Origin of the sequence: Aeromonas sp. HMWF014, from assembly GCF_963878295.1 — a bacterium.
GTDB lineage: Bacteria > Pseudomonadota > Gammaproteobacteria > Enterobacterales > Aeromonadaceae > Aeromonas > Aeromonas popoffii.
The window spans coordinates 1-3,116 of the sequence record NZ_CAWNYS010000079.1 but is presented as its reverse complement, the minus strand read 5'-3'; the positions used below and the strand labels follow the sequence as shown (position 1 = coordinate 3,116).

At 60.8% G+C, this 3,116-nt stretch carries 3 protein-coding genes; 1 reads left to right on the top strand and 2 read right to left on the bottom strand.

The window, feature by feature from the left end:
• Nucleotides 1-228: 228 nt before the first annotated feature.
• Nucleotides 229-354 carry a hypothetical protein gene (locus AAC083_RS03115; RefSeq protein ID WP_258224585.1) on the top strand — a complete coding sequence of 42 codons (126 nt, stop codon included), beginning with the start codon at nucleotides 229-231 and terminating at the stop codon, nucleotides 352-354.
• A gap of 276 nt (nucleotides 355-630) precedes the next feature.
• Here AAC083_RS03115 and AAC083_RS03110 read toward each other — a convergent pair whose 3' ends face one another.
• Nucleotides 631-2,325 (bottom strand): NAD-dependent malic enzyme, encoded by a 1,695-nt coding sequence (locus tag AAC083_RS03110; RefSeq protein ID WP_042038269.1) that lies wholly within the window; start codon nucleotides 2,323-2,325, stop codon nucleotides 631-633.
• A 68-nt stretch (nucleotides 2,326-2,393) separates the two neighbouring features.
• Nucleotides 2,394-3,116 (bottom strand): helix-turn-helix transcriptional regulator (locus AAC083_RS03105; protein ID WP_108535790.1); only part of this gene is annotated, 723 nt, incomplete at its 5' end.

The following is a 3,116-nucleotide window of genomic DNA, read 5'->3' as shown; positions in this document are numbered from 1 at the left end:
AAAACAAATAAAAACAATGCCAGTCAGGCTTAACTGACTGGCATTAGGCCTGATGGCCTCCTTTTTTATTGCCCCGGGATCACCGCTCACCCTCTCCGTTTTGTCACCTCGTCCCGCTCGTTGTAATCCCAAGTACCACCTAAGTGGTTAAAAACCCTGCATCGCCTATCAATCGTCGGGGTTGTACACAACAGCGCTGGCGCTCTGCGGCATCAAACATCGACGAGGATGCGCGATGAACATAAGACCAAAACCTGTTTGGATTGCATTGGCAGCCATGAGGCCTCCCTGTCGGTGATAGGCCAGTTGCCCCCTGGCGACATCTTCTCGGTATTGGCCGAGGGGGAGCGGTGATCTCTATCGCATCAAGTCCATCAACTTGGCACCGCGAGCCAGCCTCGGCCAGCCCGCCGACAAGGTGAGCACCCTGAGCAGTGGCGAGGGCAACCGGTCATCGGCTCTCAGGGTGCCCCCGAGGCCCCCGTCGCAGAGCCAGCCGCACCATAGGCCGAGTCAAACAACGAAGAGAGCAGTCAAGCGTGTGGGAGAGGTACTGAAAGGGAAACCGGTGAAAGGTGCACAAAAAAGGGATGCCGAGGCATCCCTGTTGCTTTTCGTCTGTGCGAAAGATCAGAAGGAGGTGCGGCGATAGCGGCGGTATTCCGGTTGCCAGAAATTCGCTTCGATGGATTGCTCTATCACCTCATCCGGGGTCTGCACCGCCTTGCCCTGCAGCATGGCGGTCTTGGCCACCATCTTGGCTATGTAGCGGGATACCTCGTGAATGTCCGCCAGATCCGGCAGCAGCGAGCCCTCGGCCCCCTTCACCAGCGGCGAACACTCCGCCAGGGCGCGGCTGGCCGACATCAGCATGGCATCGGTCACCCGGGTGGCACCGGAGGCGATGACACCAAGGCCGATCCCCGGGAAGATGAAGGAGTTGTTGCACTGGGCGATGACATAGCGCTTACCCTTGTGCTCCACCGGTGCAAACGGACTGCCGGTGGCCACCAGCGCCTGACCGTCGGTCCAGCGGATGAGATCTGCCGGAGTTGCTTCGACCCGCGAGGTGGGATTGGAGAGCGGGAATATGATGGGACGGGCACAGTGCTTGTGCATGGTCTTGACCACCTCTTCGGTGAACAGGCCCGGCTGGCCGGAGACCCCGATCAGAATGTCCGGGCGACCGTGCTCCATCACCTCCAGCAGGGAGATATTGTCCCCCACCGACCAGTCGGCAATGCGCTCAACCGGCTGGGAGAGGCGGCGCTGGAAGTCGAGCTGGTTGGGGATCTTGTCGGTGATAAGACCAAAGCGGTCCACCATAAAGACCCGGCCACGGGCCTGTGCATCCGTCAGCCCTTCGGCCTTCATCTGCGCCACTATCTGCTCGGCAATGCCGCAACCTGCACTGCCCGCGCCGAGGAAGGCGACCCGCTTCTCGGAGAGCTTGGCACCGGAGGCCTTGCAAGCGGCGATCAGGCTGCCGAGCGTCACGGCAGCCGTGCCCTGAATGTCGTCATTGAAACAGCAGAGCTCGTTCTTGTAGCGGTTGAGCAGCGGCATGGCGTTGTTCTGGGCGAAATCCTCGAACTGCAGCAGGATATCGGGCCAGCGGCGCTTGACCGCCTGGATAAAGGCATCGACGAACTCGGCGTACTCTTCACCCGAGATGCGCGGATTGCGCCAGCCCATGTAGAAGGGGTCATTGAGCAACTGCTGGTTGTTGGTGCCCACATCCAGCACCACCGGCAGGCAGTAGGCCGGGGAAATGCCACCACAGGCGGTGTAGAGGGAGAGCTTGCCGATGGGAATGCCCATGCCGCCAATCCCCTGATCGCCAAGACCCAGGATCCGCTCGCCGTCGGTGACCACGATTACCTTGACGTTCTGCTTGGTGGCGTTTTGCAGCATGTCATCAATCCTGTCCTTGTCCGGATAGGAGATGAAGAGGCCGCGGGCGCGGCGGTAGATGTTGGAGAACTCCTCGCACGCCTTGCCCACGGTCGGGGTATAGATGACCGGCAGCATCTCGGTCAGGTGGTCGTGCAGCAGACGGTAGAAGAGCGTCTCGTTGGTATCCTGGATGTTACGCAGATAGATGTGCTTGTTCATGTCGTTGCCAAACGCCATGAACTGACGGTAGGCCCGCTCGGCCTGCTCTTCGATGGTTTCAATATTCTGGGGCAGCAGGCCCTCGAGGTTGAAATTGCTGCGCTCTTCACTGGTGAAGGCGCTGCCCTTGTTGAGCAAGGGGGTCTCCAGCAGGGCCGGACCGGCATAGGGAATGTAGAGGGGGCGTTTCTGGTTATTATCTTCAAACATGGATCGGGTACCTACACAATGACCTGGACGAAGGGATCCGCCGATCCTATGAGCTTGCGCCATTAATTTCAAAGAGTTTGCACATCCGGTGCAAAAGGTTTGCGACCCAGGCGACGAAAGGCGCCGGGGGTCTGACCAGTGATGCGGCGAAAACGGTTGGCAAAGTTGGCGCCATCGCTGTAGCCGACCCGGCTGGCCAGCTCGCCGAGCGGCCAGTTGGTGTAGAGCAGCAGCTGACGTGCCTTGTTCATCCTGAGCCCGGTGAGCCAGGCCATGGGCCCCATGCCGAACACCTGCTGGCAGAGCCGGTGCAGATGGGGCACAGAGCAGGCCATCTGCCGGGCCAGCAGTGCTACGCTCCAGGGCTCGTCAAGGCGCGCCTCCACCCGCCGAAACAGCGCCTGCAACCTCAGCTCAGGGGTACCGCGCACCTCCCCTTGCAGAGTGCGTTCCAGTAGCGCCAGCAACAGGCTGAGCAGCTGGGGTTGCAGGGGTGAACGTACCCCCTCCCCCTGCATCAGGCTGAGCAGGTGATAGAGCTGATCCCCCTCCTCTCCCTGCCAGATGCGGTGACCCAGCCGGTGCAGGTGCTGCCATCGCGGCACGTCATCGAGCAAAATCCAGCTGATCTGCCAGCGCTCGCCAATCAGCCTGAGACCACCTGGCACGGCGGCGGGCAGGAAGATGAGCGATCCTGCCGGAATCGGCTGTTCCCCCTCGTCAGTGAGCAAGGCGCCTCCCTCATCGTGACTCACCATCAGGATGTGGAACTCAGGGCGATTGCGACGAAT

Bases quoted from the DNA above. Each gene is read 5' to 3' on its own strand.
- AAC083_RS03115 (WP_258224585.1), top strand. From the start codon at position 229: ATGCGCGATGAACATAAGACCAAAACCTGTTTGGATTGCATTGGCAGC.
- AAC083_RS03110 (WP_042038269.1), bottom strand. From the start codon at position 2,325: ATGTTTGAAGATAATAACCAGAAACGCCCCCTCTACATTCCCTATGCC.